Source organism: Salmonella sp. 32070601201500089SM (assembly GCF_017573605.1).
GTDB classification, from domain to species: Bacteria; Pseudomonadota; Gammaproteobacteria; order Enterobacterales; family Enterobacteriaceae; genus Salmonella; species Salmonella enterica.
In genome coordinates, this window is the sequence record NZ_JAGETK010000009.1 from 97,489 (window position 1) to 115,086 (window position 17,598).

Consider the following 17,598-nt stretch of genomic DNA (forward strand, 5'->3'; position numbering starts at 1 on the left):
GGTGATGTGAATTAAGTTAAGTGATAGACTATTTCATCATTTTTTTAGCTTCCATGTATATAGCGCCGCGAGGGGTGTAGTCGCAGATGGCAAAACAGAAAAAACGTGGCTTCTTTTCCTGGTTGGGCTTCGGTGATAAAGAGCAGAAGCAGGAACAGACCGAAGAACAGCAGATTGTTGAGGAACAACGACCGGTTGAGCCCCCTGTTGAAACGGCGGCAGACGTAGACGCGCAAACGCCCGCGCACAGCAAAGCAGAAACAGAAGCCTTTGCGGAAGAGGTGGTGGACGTTACTGAGAAAGTTCAGGAGAGCGAAAAACCGCAGCCGGTAGAGCCGGAGCCCGCGGCGGCCATTGAGATGGCAGCGCCGCAGATCGCGGTGGAACGCGAGGAATTGCCGCTGCCGGAAGAGGTCAAAGACGAGGCTATCTCGCCGGAAGAGTGGCAGGCCGAAGCGGAAACCGTAGAGGTCATTGCCGCGGTAGAAGAAGAGGGCGAAAACGCGGCGAAATTCACCGACGAAGAGCTGGAAGCGCAGGCGCTGGCCGCTCAGGCGGCGGAAGAGGCGGTGATGGTTGTTCCGCCGGCGGAAGAAGACGAGCCGGTGGAAGCGATCGTTCAGGAGCAGGAAAAACCGACTAAAGAAGGTTTCTTTGCCCGCCTGAAACGCAGTCTGCTGAAAACCAAAGAAAATCTCGGTTCCGGATTTATCAGTCTGTTCCGCGGCAAGAAAATCGACGATGATTTGTTCGAGGAGCTGGAAGAGCAGTTGCTCATCGCTGATGTCGGGGTGGAAACCACGCGTAAGATTATCGCTAATCTGACGGAAGGCGCCAGCCGCAAACAGCTTAAAGATGCCGAGGCGCTGTATGGTCTGTTGAAAGACGAGATGGGCGAGATTCTGGCGAAGGTAGACGAACCGCTTAATATTGAAGGTAAAACGCCTTTTGTTATTCTGATGGTTGGCGTGAACGGCGTGGGTAAAACCACTACTATCGGTAAACTGGCGCGCCAGTTTGAGCAGCAGGGTAAATCAGTGATGCTGGCGGCGGGGGATACTTTCCGCGCGGCGGCGGTCGAACAGCTACAGGTCTGGGGACAGCGTAACAACATTCCGGTTATCGCCCAGCATACCGGCGCGGACTCCGCCTCGGTGATTTTTGACGCTATCCAGGCCGCGAAGGCGCGTAATGTGGATGTGTTAATTGCCGATACGGCAGGGCGTCTGCAGAACAAGTCGCACCTGATGGAAGAGCTGAAAAAAATCGTTCGCGTCATGAAAAAGCTGGACGAAGAAGCGCCACATGAAGTTATGCTGACCATTGACGCCAGCACGGGACAGAACGCGGTAAGCCAGGCCAAACTGTTCCATGAAGCGGTAGGCTTAACCGGTATTACCCTGACCAAGCTGGACGGTACGGCGAAAGGCGGGGTGATTTTCTCGGTAGCTGACCAGTTTGGCATTCCTATCCGTTACATTGGCGTGGGCGAACGTATCGAGGATTTGCGTCCGTTTAAGGCGGACGATTTTATTGAGGCACTTTTTGCCCGAGAGGATTAACAATGATTCGCTTTGAACATGTCAGCAAGGCCTATCTCGGCGGGAGACAAGCGCTGCAGGGAGTGACATTCCATATGCGGCCAGGCGAGATGGCGTTTCTGACCGGCCACTCCGGCGCGGGGAAAAGTACCCTGCTGAAGCTAATCTGTGGGATTGAGCGGCCCAGCGCCGGCAAAATCTTCTTCAGCGGGCATGATATTACGCGTCTGAAAAACCGCGAAGTGCCGTTTTTGCGCCGCCAGATTGGGATGATTTTCCAGGATCACCATCTGCTGATGGATCGCACGGTCTATGACAATGTGGCGATACCGTTAATCATTGCTGGTGCCAGCGGCGATGATATCCGTCGTCGTGTGTCGGCGGCGCTGGATAAGGTTGGACTACTGGACAAAGCGAGAAACTTCCCGATTCAACTCTCCGGAGGCGAACAACAGCGCGTGGGCATCGCCCGCGCGGTGGTCAATAAGCCAGCGGTATTGCTGGCGGATGAACCGACCGGGAACCTGGACGACGCGTTGTCGGAAGGGATTTTACGTCTGTTTGAAGAGTTTAACCGCGTAGGGGTGACGGTACTGATGGCGACGCACGATATTGGACTTATCTCCCGTCGTTCCTATAGGCAGCTCGTCCTGAGCGATGGACATCTGCATGGAGGCCTGGCCAATGAATAGGCGCGACGCGATTAACCAAATCAGGCAGTTCGGCGGACGGCTGGATCGACTGCGTAAGTCTCGCGGCGGAACAGGCGGCGGGCGCAACGCGCCAGGACGCCAGAAGCCGACGCCGAAACCGAACTCACGTAAAACGAATGTCTTTAATGAACAGGTGCGCTATGCCTGGCACGGCGCGCTGCAAGATCTGAAAAGCAAACCGCTGGCGACGTTTCTGACGGTGATGGTGATCGCCATCTCCCTGACGCTGCCCAGCGTCTGTTACATGGTCTATAAGAACGTCAACCAGGCGGCGACTCAGTATTATCCGTCGCCGCAGATCACCGTTTATCTGCAAAAAACGCTGGATGATGATGCGGCGGCGCGGGTTGTTGGGCAGCTTCAGGCCGAGCAGGGCGTTGAAAAGGTCAACTACCTGTCCCGTGAGGACGCGCTGGGAGAATTCCGCAACTGGTCGGGTTTTGGCGGCGCGCTGGACATGCTGGAAGAGAACCCGCTGCCGGCAGTGGCGGTGGTGATCCCCAAGCTGGACTTCCAGAGTACCGCCTCGCTTAATACGCTGCGCGACCGTATCTCGCAGATTAACGGCATTGACGAAGTCCGCATGGATGATAGCTGGTTTGCGCGCCTGGCGGCGCTCACCGGGCTGGTGGGCCGCGTGTCGGCGATGATCGGCGTGCTGATGGTCGCGGCGGTCTTCCTCGTTATCGGCAACAGCGTGCGCCTGAGCATTTTTGCCCGTCGCGATACCATTAACGTGCAAAAGCTGATTGGCGCGACCGATGGCTTTATCCTGCGTCCGTTCCTCTACGGCGGCGCGTTGCTCGGTTTTTCCGGCGCGTTTCTTTCACTGATATTGTCTGAAATTTTGGTGATGCGTTTATCATCGGCGGTGACTGAAGTGGCGCAGGTCTTCGGCACGAAGTTTGATCTCAATGGCTTATCGTTCGATGAGTGCCTGTTGCTGCTGCTGGTCTGTTCCATGATTGGCTGGATCGCCGCCTGGCTGGCCACGGTGCAACATTTACGTCACTTTACTCCCGATTGATAAAATCGTGGTATAATCTTTCCCTGCAATGGGCTTCCGTTCGCAGGGAAAGAGTCCCTGTTGTCTCTTCCCCGCGCGTCATCTTTATGTCACAAGATTTGTGCAAATTATGCACAGTGTTACATTGAACTTGTGGATAAAATCACTGTCTGATAAAAGAGTGGGTGATATTCTCGTTGCTCATCGGCTTTGGCACGGTTGTTGCTCGCTGACGGTGCCAGGCAATACTGATTGAGAGGATTTGAATGACCAAAGAAATGCAAAATTTAGCTTTAGCCCCTGTTGGCAACCTGGAATCTTATATCCGGGCGGCGAACGCGTGGCCGATGTTATCGGCTGACGAGGAGCGGGCATTGGCTGAAAGGCTGCATTACCAGGGCGATCTGGAAGCAGCTAAAACGCTGATCCTGTCTCACCTGCGCTTTGTTGTTCATATTGCTCGTAACTATGCGGGCTATGGTCTGCCGCAGGCGGATTTGATCCAGGAAGGCAACATCGGCCTGATGAAAGCCGTACGTCGTTTTAACCCGGAAGTAGGCGTGCGCCTGGTTTCCTTCGCCGTACACTGGATTAAAGCAGAAATTCACGAATACGTGCTGCGTAACTGGCGTATCGTTAAAGTCGCAACCACGAAAGCGCAGCGTAAGCTGTTCTTTAATCTGCGTAAAACCAAGCAGCGTCTGGGCTGGTTTAATCAGGATGAGGTTGAAATGGTGGCGCGCGAACTGGGTGTTTCCAGTAAAGACGTGCGTGAGATGGAGTCGCGTATGGCGGCGCAGGACATGACGTTTGACATGTCTTCGGACGATGAGTCCGACAGCCAGCCAATGGCGCCGGTGCTGTATCTGCAGGATAAATCGTCTAACTTTGCCGACGGCATTGAAGACGATAACTGGGAAGAGCAGGCCGCCAACCGACTGACCGACGCGATGCAGGGGCTCGACGAGCGTAGCCAGGATATTATCCGCGCTCGCTGGCTGGACGAAGACAATAAGTCTACGTTGCAGGAGCTGGCCGATCGTTACGGCGTCTCCGCTGAGCGTGTGCGCCAGCTTGAAAAGAACGCCATGAAAAAGCTTCGCGCTGCGATCGAAGCGTAATCTTCGCGAATTGCCAATGAACCCTCGAATGTGAATTCGGGGGTTTTGTTTTTTGTAGGCCGGATAAGGCGTTTACCCTGCCATCCGGCAACACGTTTGCCCGATGGCGCTTCGCTTATCGGGCCTACGGACCCTTCCTCTCCCCCACCGACACAAATCTGTTATCTGAATGTAAATTTAGCTATTCCAAAATAATAAAAATCGGGTATGTTTTAGCAGAGTATGCTGCTAAAGCACGGGTAGCTAGCCAATAATCGAAATAAAGTGCTGAACAATAACACCACAACACACGTAACAACCAGAATAATGGGGATTATCAGGATGAATATGAAGGGTAAAACGTTATTGGCAGGATGTATCGCCCTGTCATTAAGCCATATGGCATTCGCAGAGGACATTAAAGTCGCGGTTGTCGGCGCGATGTCCGGTCCGGTGGCGCAGTATGGCGACCAGGAATTTACCGGTGCGGAGCAGGCAATTGCCGATATCAATGCGAAAGGCGGTATTAAAGGCGATAAGCTCGTCGCGGTGAAATATGACGACGCCTGCGACCCGAAACAGGCGGTAGCTGTCGCTAACAAAGTGGTGAACGACGGCATCAAGTATGTTATCGGACACTTATGCTCCTCTTCCACACAGCCAGCGTCTGATATCTACGAAGACGAAGGCATCCTGATGATAACCCCGGCGGCGACCGCGCCGGAGCTGACCGCGCGCGGCTATAAGCTGGTTTTGCGCACCACCGGTCTGGACTCTGACCAAGGGCCAACGGCGGCAAAGTATATTCTGGAGAAGGTAAAACCGCAGCGCATCGCGATTATCCACGATAAGCAGCAGTACGGCGAAGGGCTGGCGCGCGCGGTGCAGGACGGTCTGAAGAAAGGCGGCGTTAACGTCGTATTCTTTGACGGCATCACCGCCGGCGAAAAAGACTTCTCCACTCTGGTAGCGCGTCTGAAAAAAGAGAATATCGACTTTGTCTACTACGGCGGTTATCACCCGGAAATGGGGCAGATCCTGCGTCAGTCTCGCGCCGCAGGGCTGAAAACCCAGTTTATGGGGCCGGAAGGGGTGGCGAACGTGTCGCTGTCTAACATCGCCGGAGAGTCGGCGGAAGGCTTACTGGTCACCAAACCGAAGAACTACGACCAGGTCCCGGCGAACAAACCGATTGTGGATGCTATCAAAGCCAAGAAACAAGATCCTAGCGGCGCGTTTGTCTGGACCACCTACGCCGCGCTGCAATCGTTGCAGGCGGGGCTGAACCACTCCGACGATCCGGCGGAAATCGCCAAATACCTGAAAGGCGCCACGGTCGACACCGTAATGGGACCGCTGTCGTGGGATGAGAAAGGCGATCTGAAAGGATTTGAGTTCGGCGTGTTTGACTGGCATGCGAATGGTACGGCGACGGACGCCAAGTGATTTTCCTGGCGCCTTTCGCGCTGCAGGTGCGTTGGCTACGTTATTCAACCCCGGTCACTTACTTATGTAAGCTCCCGGGGATTTCATAACTTGCCGCCTGCCTGCAACGCGAAATTCTTGGAAAATTGCGAGGTGGTTTTTATCTTTTCTCCCGGCATGTAGGCCGGATAAGCGTCAGCGCCATCCGGCTTTCTTTTAGCGCTTCTCCCAGCCGTCATGCTGGGCGGTAAAACCTAACGCCTGCATAAACGCGGCCATCACGCTGCGGTCTTCAACACCGACATCCGCCATCCACCACGACGAGACGTTGGGATTATCGCGGATGACTTCTTCTACCAGGTATTGCCCGACGCCGCGGCGACGGGTGATTTCACGCACGCGTAAGGAATCCAGCGCGCCCTGCGTTCCGCTCAGCGTCACTCTTACGGCGCCCAACAAACGCTCGTTAAACCGCGCGGCATAAATCCGGTGCGTTTCATCTACGCTTAATGAGGAGGCGGAATATTCCGGCCAGATTTTGCCCAGATCGATCTGATCCTGAGCGCTAAAGTGTTCTAAACGAAGAATGGTCAGCTTCATCGACGGCTTGTCCCGATTTCAAAAGATGCGATCAGTGTACCGAAACAGGCAGGCCAGATGCTTTCTCTTTTTTGTGTCATTTACCAGGTTATTAATTTTTTAACAACGATAATTACAGTTTGAAGCATTAGAGAATGGAAAACAGGCAGCATAATTCCCTGAATGCTAGTGAATTATTCCGCTTAATGTGCCGTTATTTTATGCTGACAAGCGTGCTTTTTTTTGTTTATCTATAACGAAAAGCAGAATATTATCTTTTCTTAATAGACTGAAAAATAGAGATTTTAATCTTATTATGCTTTAAATGCTGCGCTAACTCATTAATGAGTCAGTAAAAAGCGCACCATTTATAAAAAGTACAGTCTGCTTTTTAACCAGCAAAAAACAAAACATATAACATCACGAATGGGGATACAGGCACATGAAACGGAAAGCGAAAACAATAATCGCAGGGATTGTTGCATTAGCAGTCTCGCAGGGGGCAATGGCAGATGATATTAAAGTCGCCATAGTCGGGGCGATGTCCGGCCCGGTAGCGCAATGGGGCGATATGGAATTTAACGGCGCGCGCCAGGCCATTAAAGACATCAACGCTAAAGGCGGTATTAAAGGCGATAAGCTGGTCGGCGTAGAGTACGATGATGCCTGCGATCCAAAACAGGCGGTGGCGGTGGCCAACAAAATCGTTAACGACGGTATTCAGTACGTTATTGGTCACTTGTGTTCTTCTTCTACTCAGCCAGCATCCGATATCTATGAAGATGAAGGTATTCTGATGATCTCCCCGGGGGCGACTAACCCGGAGCTGACCCAGCGCGGCTATCAGTACATTATGCGTACCGCCGGACTGGACTCCTCCCAGGGGCCAACGGCCGCGAAATACATCCTGGAAACGGTGAAACCGCAGCGTATCGCTATCATTCACGATAAACAGCAATACGGCGAAGGACTGGCGCGCTCCGTGCAGGATGGCCTGAAGCAGGGCAATGCCAATATTGTCTTTTTTGATGGTATTACCGCCGGTGAAAAAGATTTCTCCGCCCTGATTGCTCGCTTGCAAAAAGAGAATATCGACTTTGTGTATTACGGCGGCTACTACCCGGAAATGGGGCAGATGCTGCGCCAGGCGCGGGCTAATGGCCTGAAAACGCAATTTATGGGGCCGGAAGGCGTGGGTAACGCGTCGCTGTCCAATATTGCGGGCGGTGCGGCGGAAGGCATGTTGGTGACGATGCCAAAACGTTATGATCAGGACCCGGCGAATAAAGCGATTGTCGAGGCGCTGAAAGCCGACAAGAAAGATCCCAGCGGTCCGTATGTCTGGATCACCTACGCCGCCGTCCAGTCGCTGGCGACCGCAATGACGCGTAGCGCCAGCCATGCTCCGCTGGATCTGGTGAAAGATCTTAAAGCGAACGGGGCTGATACCGTTATTGGGCCGCTGAAATGGGATGAAAAAGGCGATCTTAAGGGATTTGAATTTGGCGTCTTCCAGTGGCACGCCGACGGCTCGTCAACCGTCGCGAAGTAATGCCAGAAGATAAGTTATCCCACCGCCCGCACGCCGGGCGGGTTTAAAAAGGTTACCTTATGTCCGAGCAGTTTCTCTATTTCTTGCAGCAGATGTTTAACGGCGTCACGCTGGGGAGCACCTACGCGCTGATTGCTATCGGTTATACGATGGTGTACGGCATTATCGGCATGATCAACTTCGCTCATGGCGAGGTGTATATGATCGGCAGCTACGTCTCTTTTATGATCATCGCCGCGCTAATGATGATGGGAATAGACACTAGTTGGCTCCTGGTGGCCGCCGGATTTATCGGCGCGATTATTATTGCCAGCGCCTACGGCTGGAGTATCGAGCGAGTCGCTTACCGGCCTGTGCGCAACTCCAAGCGCCTGATCGCCCTGATTTCCGCCATCGGGATGTCCATCTTTCTGCAAAACTACGTCAGCCTGACGGAAGGTTCGCGCGACGTGGCGTTACCCAGCCTGTTTAACGGCCAGTGGATTGTGGGCAGCAGCGAAAACTTTTCCGCGTCCATCACCACCATGCAGGCGGTTATCTGGATAGTCACCTTTCTGGCTATGCTGGCGCTCACCATTTTCATTCGCTACTCCCGGATGGGCCGCGCCTGCCGCGCCTGCGCGGAGGATCTGAAAATGGCCAGCCTGCTCGGCATTAATACCGACCGCGTCATTGCGCTAACGTTTGTTATCGGCGCGGCAATGGCGGCGGTGGCGGGCGTGCTGCTCGGCCAGTTCTATGGCGTGATTAACCCCTACATCGGTTTTATGGCCGGGATGAAAGCGTTCACCGCGGCGGTGCTGGGCGGGATTGGCAGCATTCCGGGCGCGATGATCGGCGGTCTGATTTTGGGCGTCGCCGAAGCGCTCTCGTCTGCATATTTAAGTACCGAATATAAAGATGTCGTGTCGTTCGCTCTGCTGATTCTGGTACTGCTGGTGATGCCGACCGGTATCCTGGGGCGTCCGGAGGTAGAGAAAGTATGAAACCGATGCATATTGCGATGGCTCTGTTCTCTGCGGCGATGTTCTTCGTTTTGGCTGGCGTCTTCATGGGCGTACAACTGGAGCTGGACGGCACCAAACTGGTGGTGGATACCGCCGCCGACATCCGCTGGCAGTGGATCTTTATCGGTACGGCAGTGGTTTTTTTCTTTCAGTTGCTGCGTCCGATGTTCCAGAAAGCGGTGAAGCACGTCTCCGGACCGAAGTTTATTCTGCCGGCGATCGATGGCTCCACCGTTAAGCAAAAGCTGTTTCTGATGGCGCTACTGGTTATCGCCGTGGCGTGGCCGTTTATGGTGTCGCGCGGTAGCGTTGATATCGCCACTATGACCATGATTTATATCATCCTCGGTCTGGGGCTGAACGTGGTGGTGGGGCTGTCCGGCCTGCTGGTATTGGGCTACGGAGGCTTTTACGCCATCGGCGCTTATACCTTTGCGCTGCTCAACCACTATTACGGTTTGGGTTTCTGGACCTGCCTGCCGCTGGCGGGACTGGTCTCCGCCGCCGCCGGTTTCCTGCTCGGCTTCCCGGTACTGCGCCTGCGCGGCGACTATCTGGCGATTGTGACGCTCGGCTTCGGCGAAATCGTCCGTATCCTGTTGCTCAACAACACTGAAATTACCGGCGGCCCGAACGGCATCAGCCAGATCCCCAAACCGACGCTGTTTGGTCTGGAGTTTAGCCGCAACACCCGAGAAGGCGGCTGGGATACCTTCAGCAATTTCTTTGGCGTGAAGTACGACCCATCCGACCGGGTCATTTTCCTCTATCTGGTGGCCCTGTTGCTGGTGGTCTTGTCGCTGTTTGTCATTAACCGCCTGCTGCGTATGCCGCTGGGCCGGGCGTGGGAAGCGTTGCGTGAAGATGAGATCGCCTGTCGCTCATTAGGTTTAAGCCCGACGCGCATCAAGCTGACCGCTTTTACTATCAGCGCCGCGTTTGCCGGTTTCGCCGGGACGTTGTTTGCCGCCCGCCAGGGCTTTGTCAGCCCGGAATCCTTCACCTTCGCCGAATCCGCCTTCGTGCTGGCGATTGTGGTGCTGGGCGGAATGGGCTCGCAGTTTGCGGTGATCCTGGCGGCGGTTCTGTTGGTGGTGTCGCGCGAATTGATGCGCGACTTCAACGAATACAGCATGTTGATGCTCGGCGGTTTGATGGTGTTGATGATGATCTGGCGCCCGCAGGGATTGCTGCCGATGACGCGTCCGCAGTTGAAGCTGAAAAGTGGTCAGGCGAAAGGAGAGCAGGCATGAGTCAGCCATTATTAGCGGTTAACGGCCTGATGATGCGCTTTGGCGGTTTGCTGGCGGTCAACAATGTATCGCTGGAATTGCGTGAGCGGGAAATTGTGTCGCTGATTGGCCCTAACGGCGCGGGTAAAACGACGGTGTTTAACTGCCTGACCGGTTTTTATAAGCCGACAGGCGGTACGATCATGTTGCGCGAGCGGCATCTGGAAGGATTGCCGGGCCAGCAGATCGCCCGCATGGGCGTGGTACGTACTTTCCAGCATGTGCGCCTGTTTCGCGAAATGACGGTGATTGAAAACTTGCTGGTGGCGCAGCACCAGCAACTGAAAACGGGCCTCTTTTCCGGCCTGTTGAAAACGCCCGCTTTCCGCCGCGCGCAAAGCGAAGCGCTGGACCGCGCGGCGACCTGGCTTGAGCGTATTGGCCTGCTGGAACATGCCAACCGCCAGGCCAGTAATCTGGCTTACGGCGACCAGCGCCGGCTGGAGATTGCCCGCTGCATGGTGACGCAGCCAGAAATTCTGATGCTCGACGAACCGGCGGCCGGCCTTAACCCGAAAGAGACCAAAGAGCTGGATGAGCTGATTGCCGAACTACGTAACCATCACAACACCACTATCTTGCTGATTGAACACGATATGAAGCTGGTGATGGGCATTTCCGATCGCATTTACGTGGTGAACCAGGGCACGCCGCTGGCGAACGGCACGCCGGAAGAGATCCGCAACAACCCGGACGTCATCCGCGCTTATCTGGGCGAGGCATAAGATGGAAAAAACGATGTTAACGTTTGAAAAAGTCAGCGCCCACTACGGCAAGATTCAGGCGCTGCACGACGTCAGTCTGCACATCAACCAGGGGGAAATCGTTACCCTGATTGGCGCTAACGGCGCGGGGAAAACGACGCTGCTTGGCACCTTGTGCGGCGATCCGCGCGCCTCCAGCGGACGGGTGGTGTTTGACGGTAAAGACATAACCGACTGGCAGACGGCGAAAATCATGCGTGAAGCGGTGGCGATAGTGCCGGAAGGGCGGCGCGTCTTCTCGCGGATGACGGTAGAAGAGAACCTGGCGATGGGCGGTTTTTTTGCCGAGCGCGATCGGTTTCAGGAGCGTATCAAGTGGGTGTACGAGCTGTTTCCGCGCCTGCATGAGCGCCGTATCCAGCGAGCGGGCACCATGTCCGGCGGCGAACAGCAGATGCTGGCGATTGGCCGCGCGCTGATGAGCCAGCCGAGGCTATTGCTGCTGGATGAACCGTCGCTGGGGCTGGCGCCGATCATCATCCAGCAGATCTTCGACACCATTGAGCAGTTGCGCGAGCAGGGTATGACTATCTTCCTTGTCGAGCAGAACGCCAACCAGGCGCTGAAGCTCGCCGACCGCGGTTATGTGCTGGAAAACGGCCACGTAGTGCTATCCGATACCGGTGATGCGCTGCTGGCGAACGAAGCGGTGCGCAGCGCCTATCTGGGCGGTTAGACTGTGCCAGGGGGAAGCGCGTGCGCCGCCCCCCGGTAACGGCAAGCGGTAAAATTTTTCAAAAGAGCCTGATGGCTCTTTTTTTGTACATGTTTGTTGTACAATAAACATGTACAACTGGGGAGATGTTTATGCGTACGGTTAACTATAGCGAAGCGCGGCAAAATCTGGCCGAAGTCCTGGAAAGCGCGGTAACGGCGGGCCCTGTCACCATCACGCGTCGTGGGCATAAGTCCGCAGTGATCATCAGCGCCGAGGAGTTTGAGCGTTATCAGACGGCGCGAATGGATGATGAGTTTGCTGCCATTATGGCGGTTCATGGCAATGAGCTCAGGAAGCTGGCGGATAAATGACCCTACAACTTATCTCAGCGGAAGAGATAATTCAGTTTCACGACAGGCTTCTCCGCGTTACGCCTGGTGTAACAGGCATGCCTGATCCTGGCCGCGCGGAAGCGCTAATGTATCGGGTACTCAATCAAATCGAATATGAAGGGGTGACCGACGTGTGGCTGCTGGCGGCAATGCATTTGCTCACTATATCCCGTGGGTATATCTTCAATGATGGTAACAAACGCACCGCCTTATTTATTACGCTGCTGTTTTTAAAGCGTAACGGGATCTCACTCGCTGCGAATCCGGATTTTGTCGATATGACAGTCGATGCGGCGGCAGGGCGGCTTACGCTGGAACAAATTGCCGTTCGCTTACGTGCCTGAGACGTTAATCCCGGCGACGCTCCGTCTGGTTGGGTTACGGCGTGTGCGCCACCCCCGAGAATAACGTCGTACCTATTCGTGCCGTAGCTCCCACTTTTCTTTTCCGGCGCTTTCACTGCCTTGCCATCTCTCTGTCGCCTTACTATCTTTTTTTTGTAATAAAAAAGTTATTTTTCTGTCATTCGAGCATGTCATGTTACCCCCGCGAACATAAAACGCGTGATATCGCGCATCCCGGCACAAAAAGAGAGATAACCGATGATATCGTTACGACATACAGCTTTAGGACTGGCGCTGAGTCTGGCATTTACGGGTCAGGCGTTGGCCGTCACCACTATTCCATTCTGGCATTCAATGGAAGGGGAGTTAGGCAAAGAAGTTGATTCACTGGCGCAACGTTTCAACCAGGCCAATCCGGATTACAAAATCGTTCCGGTCTATAAGGGGAACTATGAACAGAACCTGAGCGCCGGGATCGCGGCATTCCGTACCGGCAACGCGCCGGCAATATTGCAGGTTTATGAGGTTGGGACAGCGACCATGATGGCCTCGAAAGCCATTAAGCCGGTTTATGAAGTGTTTAAAGACGCCGGTATTAACTTTGACGAGTCCCAGTTTGTACCAACCGTTGCAGGCTACTACACCGATGCTAAAAGCGGGCATCTGCTCTCCCAGCCCTTTAACAGCTCCACGCCGGTACTGTACTACAACAAAGACGCCTTTAAGAAAGCCGGTTTAGATCCGGAACAGCCGCCGAAAACCTGGCAGGAGCTGGCTGACTATACCGCGAAACTGAGAGCGGCAGGCATGAAATGCGGTTACGCCAGCGGTTGGCAAGGTTGGATCCAACTGGAAAACTTCAGCGCCTGGAACGGTCTCCCCTTCGCCAGTAAAAACAATGGTTTTGACGGTACAGATGCGGTGCTGGAGTTTAATAAGCCAGAGCAGGTGAAACATATCGCGCTGCTGGAAGAGATGAATAAAAAAGGCGATTTTAGCTATGTTGGGCGTAAGGACGAGTCTACCGAGAAGTTTTATAACGGTGACTGCGCGATGACAACCGCGTCCTCCGGCTCGCTCGCCAATATCCGCCAGTATGCCAAATTTAACTATGGCGTGGGTATGATGCCGTACGACGCTGATATCAAGGGCGCGCCGCAAAACGCCATTATCGGCGGAGCCAGCCTATGGGTCATGCAGGGTAAAGATAAAGAAACCTATACCGGCGTCGCCAAATTCCTCGACTTCCTGGCAAAACCGGAAAACGCTGCTGAATGGCATCAAAAAACCGGCTACCTGCCGATTACCACCGCCGCCTACGAGCTGACCCGCGAGCAGGGTTATTACGATAAAAACCCCGGTGCGGATATCGCCACTCGCCAGATGTTGAATAAGCCGCCGTTACCCTTCACCAAAGGCTTGCGTCTGGGCAATATGCCGCAGATTCGTACCATCGTGGACGAAGAGCTGGAAAGCGTCTGGACCGGGAAGAAAACCCCACAACAGGCGTTGGATACCGCGGTGGATCGCGGGAATCAGTTACTGCGTCGTTTTGAGAAAGCGAGCAAATCTTAAGTGTATAAGTGCCTGGTGGCGCTGCGCTTATCAGGCCTACAGCGTTTGTAGGCCGGATAAGGTGCTTGCACCGCCATCCGGCACCTTCCAGGAAAAGAACCTTCATGTCATCATTCCGTCCGGTGTTCCGCTCGCGCTGGCTGCCGTATTTACTGGTTGCCCCGCAGTTGGTTATCACCGTTATTTTCTTTGTCTGGCCTGCGGGCGAAGCGCTGTGGTATTCGCTGCAAAGCGTCGATCCGTTTGGTTTTTCCAGCCAATTTGTCGGGCTGGAGAATTTCGTCGCGCTTTTTCACGACAGTTATTATCTCGACGCCTTCTGGACGACGATTAAATTCAGCGCGCTGGTCACGTTTAGCGGCCTGCTGGTCTCGCTGTTTTTCGCCTCCCTGGTGGATTACGTGGCGCGCGGCAGCCGTTTTTATCAGACGCTGATGCTGCTGCCTTATGCCGTCGCGCCCGCCGTCGCCGCCGTATTGTGGATTTTCCTGTTTAACCCGGGGCGGGGATTAATCACCCATTTCCTTGGCGAATTCGGCTATGACTGGAACCACGCGCAAAACAGCGGTCAGGCGATGTTCCTGGTGGTATTTGCGTCAGTCTGGAAGCAGATTAGTTACAACTTTTTATTCTTCTTTGCCGCGCTGCAATCCATTCCCCGCTCGCTGGTGGAAGCGGCGGCCATTGACGGCGCCGGGCCGATTCGTCGTTTCTTCCGGCTTTCTTTGCCGCTTATTGCGCCGGTCAGTTTCTTCCTGCTGGTGGTCAACCTGGTGTACGCCTTTTTCGACACCTTCCCGGTGATCGACGCCGCGACCGCCGGCGGGCCGGTACAAGCCACTACGACGCTGATTTATAAGATTTATCGCGAAGGGTTTACCGGCCTGGATCTCTCGGCGTCCGCCGCGCAGTCGGTGGTGTTGATGTTCCTCGTCATCATTCTGACGGTGGTGCAGTTCCGCTATGTGGAAAGTAAGGTGCGTTACCAATGATAGAGAATCGTCGCGGGCTGACAATATTCAGTCATACCATGCTGATTCTGGGGATCGCGGTCATTTTGTTTCCGCTGTATGTCGCGTTTGTCGCGGCGACGCTGGACGACCGCGCGGTGTTTGAGACGCCGATGACGCTGCTTCCCGGCACGCAGTTACTGGAGAATATCAAAACTATTTGGGTCAACGGCGTCGGTGTTAATAGCGCGCCATTCTGGCTGATGATGCTTAACAGTTTCATTATGGCGTTCAGCATTACGGTAGGCAAAATCACGGTATCTATGCTTTCCGCATTCGCCATCGTCTGGTTTCGTTTTCCCCTGCGTAACCTGTTCTTCTGGATGATTTTTATCACCCTGATGCTGCCGGTTGAAGTGCGTATCTTCCCGACGGTGGAAGTGATCGCCAACCTGAAAATGCTCGACAGCTATGCCGGTCTGACGCTACCGCTGATGGCGTCCGCTACCGCCACTTTCCTGTTTCGTCAGTTCTTTATGACGCTTCCGGATGAACTGGTGGAGGCGGCCCGTATTGACGGCGCGTCGCCGATGCGCTTTTTCCGCGACATCGTGTTGCCGCTGTCAAAAACCAACCTGGCGGCGTTATTCGTCATCACCTTTATCTACGGCTGGAACCAGTATCTGTGGCCGCTGTTGATTATCACCGACGTGAATCTTGGCACTGCCGTAGCGGGTATCAAAGGGATGATCGCCACCGGCGAAGGTACCACGCAATGGAACCAGGTGATGGCGGCAATGCTGCTCACCCTTATCCCTCCGGTCGTAATTGTGTTAGCCATGCAACGGGCGTTTGTGCGTGGTTTAGTGGACAGTGAGAAATAAAATGGCTGGTTTAAAACTACAGGCAGTAACCAAAAGCTGGGACGGCAAAACCCAAGTCATTCAACCGCTGACGCTGGACGTGGCGGATGGCGAATTTATCGTGATGGTCGGGCCGTCCGGCTGCGGCAAATCAACGTTGTTGCGGATGGTGGCTGGTCTGGAACGCGTGACCAGCGGCGATATCTGGATTGATCGCAAACGGGTCACCGAGATGGAGCCCAAAGATCGCGGCATCGCGATGGTATTTCAGAACTATGCTCTCTATCCCCATATGAGCGTAGAGGAGAACATGGCGTGGGGACTAAAAATTCGCGGTATGAGCAAAGCGCATATTGAAGAACGCGTGCGGGAGGCGGCGCGCATTCTGGAGCTGGACGGCCTGCTTAAACGCCGTCCACGCGAGCTTTCCGGCGGTCAACGGCAGCGCGTGGCAATGGGGCGCGCGATCGTCCGCGAGCCGGCAGTCTTCTTATTCGACGAACCGCTCTCTAACCTCGACGCCAAGCTGCGCGTGCAGATGCGTCTGGAGTTACAGCATCTGCATCGTCGTCTTCGTACCACCTCGCTCTATGTTACTCACGATCAGGTAGAGGCGATGACGCTGGCCCAGCGGGTGATGGTGATGAATAAAGGTGTCGCAGAACAGATTGGCACGCCGGTAGAGGTATATGAAAAACCGGCCAGTCGCTTCGTGGCGAGCTTTATCGGCAGCCCGGCGATGAACCTGTTGGATGGCGTTATCAGCGCTTCCGGCGACCGTTTCGAATTGCCTGGCGGTCTGGCGTTACCGATAGGTGCGGACTATCGGGGTCATGCCGGACGTAACATGACGCTGGGTATCCGACCGGAGCATATTGCGTTAAGCTCGCAGGCGGAAGGCGGCGTGCCGCTAACGGTAGATACGCTGGAGATTCTGGGCGCGGATAATCTGGCGCATGGGCGCTGGGGCGATCAGAAACTGGTGGTGCGGTTGGCGCATCAGCAGCGCCCGGCGGCGGGCAGTACGCTATGGCTGCATCTGCCGGAACATCAGCGGCATCTTTTTGATGGCGAAACAGGACAACGTGTATGAGTAACTGGCCTTATCCCCACATTGTCGCCCATCGCGGCGGCGGTAAACTGGCGCCGGAAAACACTCTGGCGGCGATTGACGTGGGCGCGCGATACGGGCACACCATGATTGAGTTTGATGCCAAGCTGTCGAAAGACGGCGAAATTTTCCTGCTGCATGACGATAACCTGGAGCGCACCAGCAATGGTTGGGGCGTGGCGGGCGAGTTGAACTGGCAGGATTTATTGCGTGTGGACGCTGGCGGTTGGTTTAGCGGCGAATTTAAAGGCGAGCCGCTGCCGTTGCTCTCGCAGGTGGCGGAGCGCTGCCGTAAACACGGCATGATGGCGAATATTGAGATCAAACCGACAACGGGGAGCGGAAGGCTAACAGGACGCGTCGTGGCGTTGGCCGCCCGCGAACTGTGGGCCGGGATGACGCCGCCGCTGCTTTCTTCCTTTGAGATAGAGGCGCTGGAAGCGGCGCAGGCGGCAGCACCTGAACTGCCGCGCGGGTTACTGCTGGATAAATGGCGTGAAGACTGGCGTGAACTGACGACCCGTCTGGGCTGTGTTTCCCTCCATCTCAACCATAAATTACTCGATGAGACGCGAGTGCAAGAGATTAAAGCCGCGGGTCTGCGGATTCTGGTGTATACCGTCAATCAGCCCCAGCGGGCGGTAGAGCTGCTGCGCTGGGGCGTGGATTGTATCTGCACCGATCGCATTGATGACATCGGCCCTCACTTTCAGTTTTAAGGGCCGT

General features: G+C 54.9%; 19 protein-coding genes. 17 read left to right on the plus strand and 2 right to left on the minus strand.

Going from position 1 to position 17,598, the window contains the following annotated elements:
- Positions 1 to 86: 86 nt before the first annotated feature.
- The 5 genes from ftsY (at position 87) to livJ (ending at position 5,806) form a co-directional block, all read left to right on the plus strand.
- Positions 87 to 1,562, plus strand: coding sequence for a signal recognition particle-docking protein FtsY (gene ftsY / locus J4728_RS15470; RefSeq protein ID WP_001118683.1), 1,476 nt, complete (start codon positions 87 to 89; stop codon positions 1,560 to 1,562).
- A 2-nt stretch (positions 1,563 to 1,564) separates the two neighbouring features.
- Positions 1,565 to 2,233, plus strand: coding sequence for a cell division ATP-binding protein FtsE (gene ftsE, locus J4728_RS15475; protein ID WP_000617729.1), 669 nt, complete (start codon positions 1,565 to 1,567; stop codon positions 2,231 to 2,233).
- Positions 2,226 to 3,281 carry a permease-like cell division protein FtsX gene (ftsX, locus tag J4728_RS15480; RefSeq protein WP_001081707.1) on the plus strand — a complete coding sequence of 352 codons (1,056 nt, stop codon included), beginning with the start codon at positions 2,226 to 2,228 and terminating at the stop codon, positions 3,279 to 3,281. The genes ftsE and ftsX overlap by 8 nt, the downstream gene beginning before the upstream one ends.
- A gap of 245 nt (positions 3,282 to 3,526) precedes the next feature.
- Positions 3,527 to 4,381, plus strand: a complete 855-nt coding sequence (gene rpoH, locus J4728_RS15485) for an RNA polymerase sigma factor RpoH (RefSeq protein ID WP_000159621.1) — start codon at positions 3,527 to 3,529, stop codon at positions 4,379 to 4,381.
- A 321-nt stretch (positions 4,382 to 4,702) separates the two neighbouring features.
- Positions 4,703 to 5,806 carry a branched chain amino acid ABC transporter substrate-binding protein LivJ gene (livJ, locus tag J4728_RS15490; RefSeq protein ID WP_001839269.1) on the plus strand — a complete coding sequence of 368 codons (1,104 nt, stop codon included), beginning with the start codon at positions 4,703 to 4,705 and terminating at the stop codon, positions 5,804 to 5,806.
- Between the two features lie 83 nt (positions 5,807 to 5,889).
- On the opposite strand, the gene J4728_RS15495 is transcribed toward livJ, so the two are convergent.
- Complete coding sequence (locus J4728_RS15495) at positions 5,890 to 6,024, minus strand: hypothetical protein (RefSeq protein WP_001517957.1); 135 nt, start codon at positions 6,022 to 6,024, stop codon at positions 5,890 to 5,892.
- Complete coding sequence (panM, locus tag J4728_RS15500; protein WP_000778873.1) at positions 6,002 to 6,385, minus strand: aspartate 1-decarboxylase autocleavage activator PanM; 384 nt, start codon at positions 6,383 to 6,385, stop codon at positions 6,002 to 6,004. Before panM ends, J4728_RS15495 begins: the two co-directional genes overlap by 23 nt.
- A 421-nt stretch (positions 6,386 to 6,806) precedes the next feature.
- Here panM and livK point away from each other — a divergent pair, with 421 nt between their 5' ends.
- From livK to ugpQ, 12 genes are all read left to right on the plus strand, one after another.
- On the plus strand, positions 6,807 to 7,916 hold the full coding sequence (gene livK, locus J4728_RS15505) for a high-affinity branched-chain amino acid ABC transporter substrate-binding protein LivK (protein WP_000822976.1): 1,110 nt from the start codon (positions 6,807 to 6,809) through the stop codon (positions 7,914 to 7,916).
- A 59-nt stretch (positions 7,917 to 7,975) separates the two neighbouring features.
- Positions 7,976 to 8,902 carry a high-affinity branched-chain amino acid ABC transporter permease LivH gene (gene livH, locus J4728_RS15510; protein ID WP_000003007.1) on the plus strand — a complete coding sequence of 309 codons (927 nt, stop codon included), beginning with the start codon at positions 7,976 to 7,978 and terminating at the stop codon, positions 8,900 to 8,902.
- On the plus strand, positions 8,899 to 10,176 hold the full coding sequence (livM, locus tag J4728_RS15515; protein ID WP_000803764.1) for a branched chain amino acid ABC transporter permease LivM: 1,278 nt from the start codon (positions 8,899 to 8,901) through the stop codon (positions 10,174 to 10,176). Before livH ends, livM begins: the two co-directional genes overlap by 4 nt.
- Entirely contained in the window at positions 10,173 to 10,940 is a 768-nt protein-coding gene (gene livG / locus J4728_RS15520) for a high-affinity branched-chain amino acid ABC transporter ATP-binding protein LivG (RefSeq protein ID WP_000082080.1), read from the plus strand. Before livM ends, livG begins: the two co-directional genes overlap by 4 nt.
- A 1-nt stretch (position 10,941) precedes the next feature.
- The gene (gene livF / locus J4728_RS15525; RefSeq protein WP_000416114.1) at positions 10,942 to 11,655 is read left to right on the plus strand and encodes a high-affinity branched-chain amino acid ABC transporter ATP-binding protein LivF; all 714 of its coding nucleotides are present in this window, start codon (positions 10,942 to 10,944) and stop codon (positions 11,653 to 11,655) included.
- Positions 11,656 to 11,786: 131 nt separating this feature from the next.
- Positions 11,787 to 12,008 carry a type II toxin-antitoxin system Phd/YefM family antitoxin gene (locus J4728_RS15530; RefSeq protein WP_001535398.1) on the plus strand — a complete coding sequence of 74 codons (222 nt, stop codon included), beginning with the start codon at positions 11,787 to 11,789 and terminating at the stop codon, positions 12,006 to 12,008.
- The gene (locus tag J4728_RS15535; RefSeq protein WP_000174966.1) at positions 12,005 to 12,373 is read left to right on the plus strand and encodes a type II toxin-antitoxin system death-on-curing family toxin; all 369 of its coding nucleotides are present in this window, start codon (positions 12,005 to 12,007) and stop codon (positions 12,371 to 12,373) included. The genes J4728_RS15530 and J4728_RS15535 overlap by 4 nt, the downstream gene beginning before the upstream one ends.
- A 258-nt stretch (positions 12,374 to 12,631) precedes the next feature.
- Positions 12,632 to 13,948, plus strand: coding sequence for a sn-glycerol-3-phosphate ABC transporter substrate-binding protein UgpB (gene ugpB / locus J4728_RS15540; protein ID WP_000624747.1), 1,317 nt, complete (start codon positions 12,632 to 12,634; stop codon positions 13,946 to 13,948).
- A gap of 104 nt (positions 13,949 to 14,052) precedes the next feature.
- Positions 14,053 to 14,940: a sn-glycerol-3-phosphate ABC transporter permease UgpA gene (ugpA, locus tag J4728_RS15545; RefSeq protein WP_208212022.1), complete on the plus strand. Its 888-nt coding sequence runs from the start codon at positions 14,053 to 14,055 to the stop codon at positions 14,938 to 14,940.
- Positions 14,937 to 15,782, plus strand: coding sequence for a sn-glycerol-3-phosphate ABC transporter permease UgpE (gene ugpE, locus J4728_RS15550; protein WP_000572196.1), 846 nt, complete (start codon positions 14,937 to 14,939; stop codon positions 15,780 to 15,782). Before ugpA ends, ugpE begins: the two co-directional genes overlap by 4 nt.
- 1 nt (position 15,783) lies before the next feature.
- Positions 15,784 to 16,854 carry a sn-glycerol-3-phosphate import ATP-binding protein UgpC gene (locus J4728_RS15555; protein WP_000907838.1) on the plus strand — a complete coding sequence of 357 codons (1,071 nt, stop codon included), beginning with the start codon at positions 15,784 to 15,786 and terminating at the stop codon, positions 16,852 to 16,854.
- Positions 16,851 to 17,591, plus strand: a complete 741-nt coding sequence (gene ugpQ / locus J4728_RS15560) for a glycerophosphodiester phosphodiesterase (protein ID WP_202099980.1) — start codon at positions 16,851 to 16,853, stop codon at positions 17,589 to 17,591. Before J4728_RS15555 ends, ugpQ begins: the two co-directional genes overlap by 4 nt.
- The last annotated feature ends 7 nt before the right edge of the window (positions 17,592 to 17,598 follow it).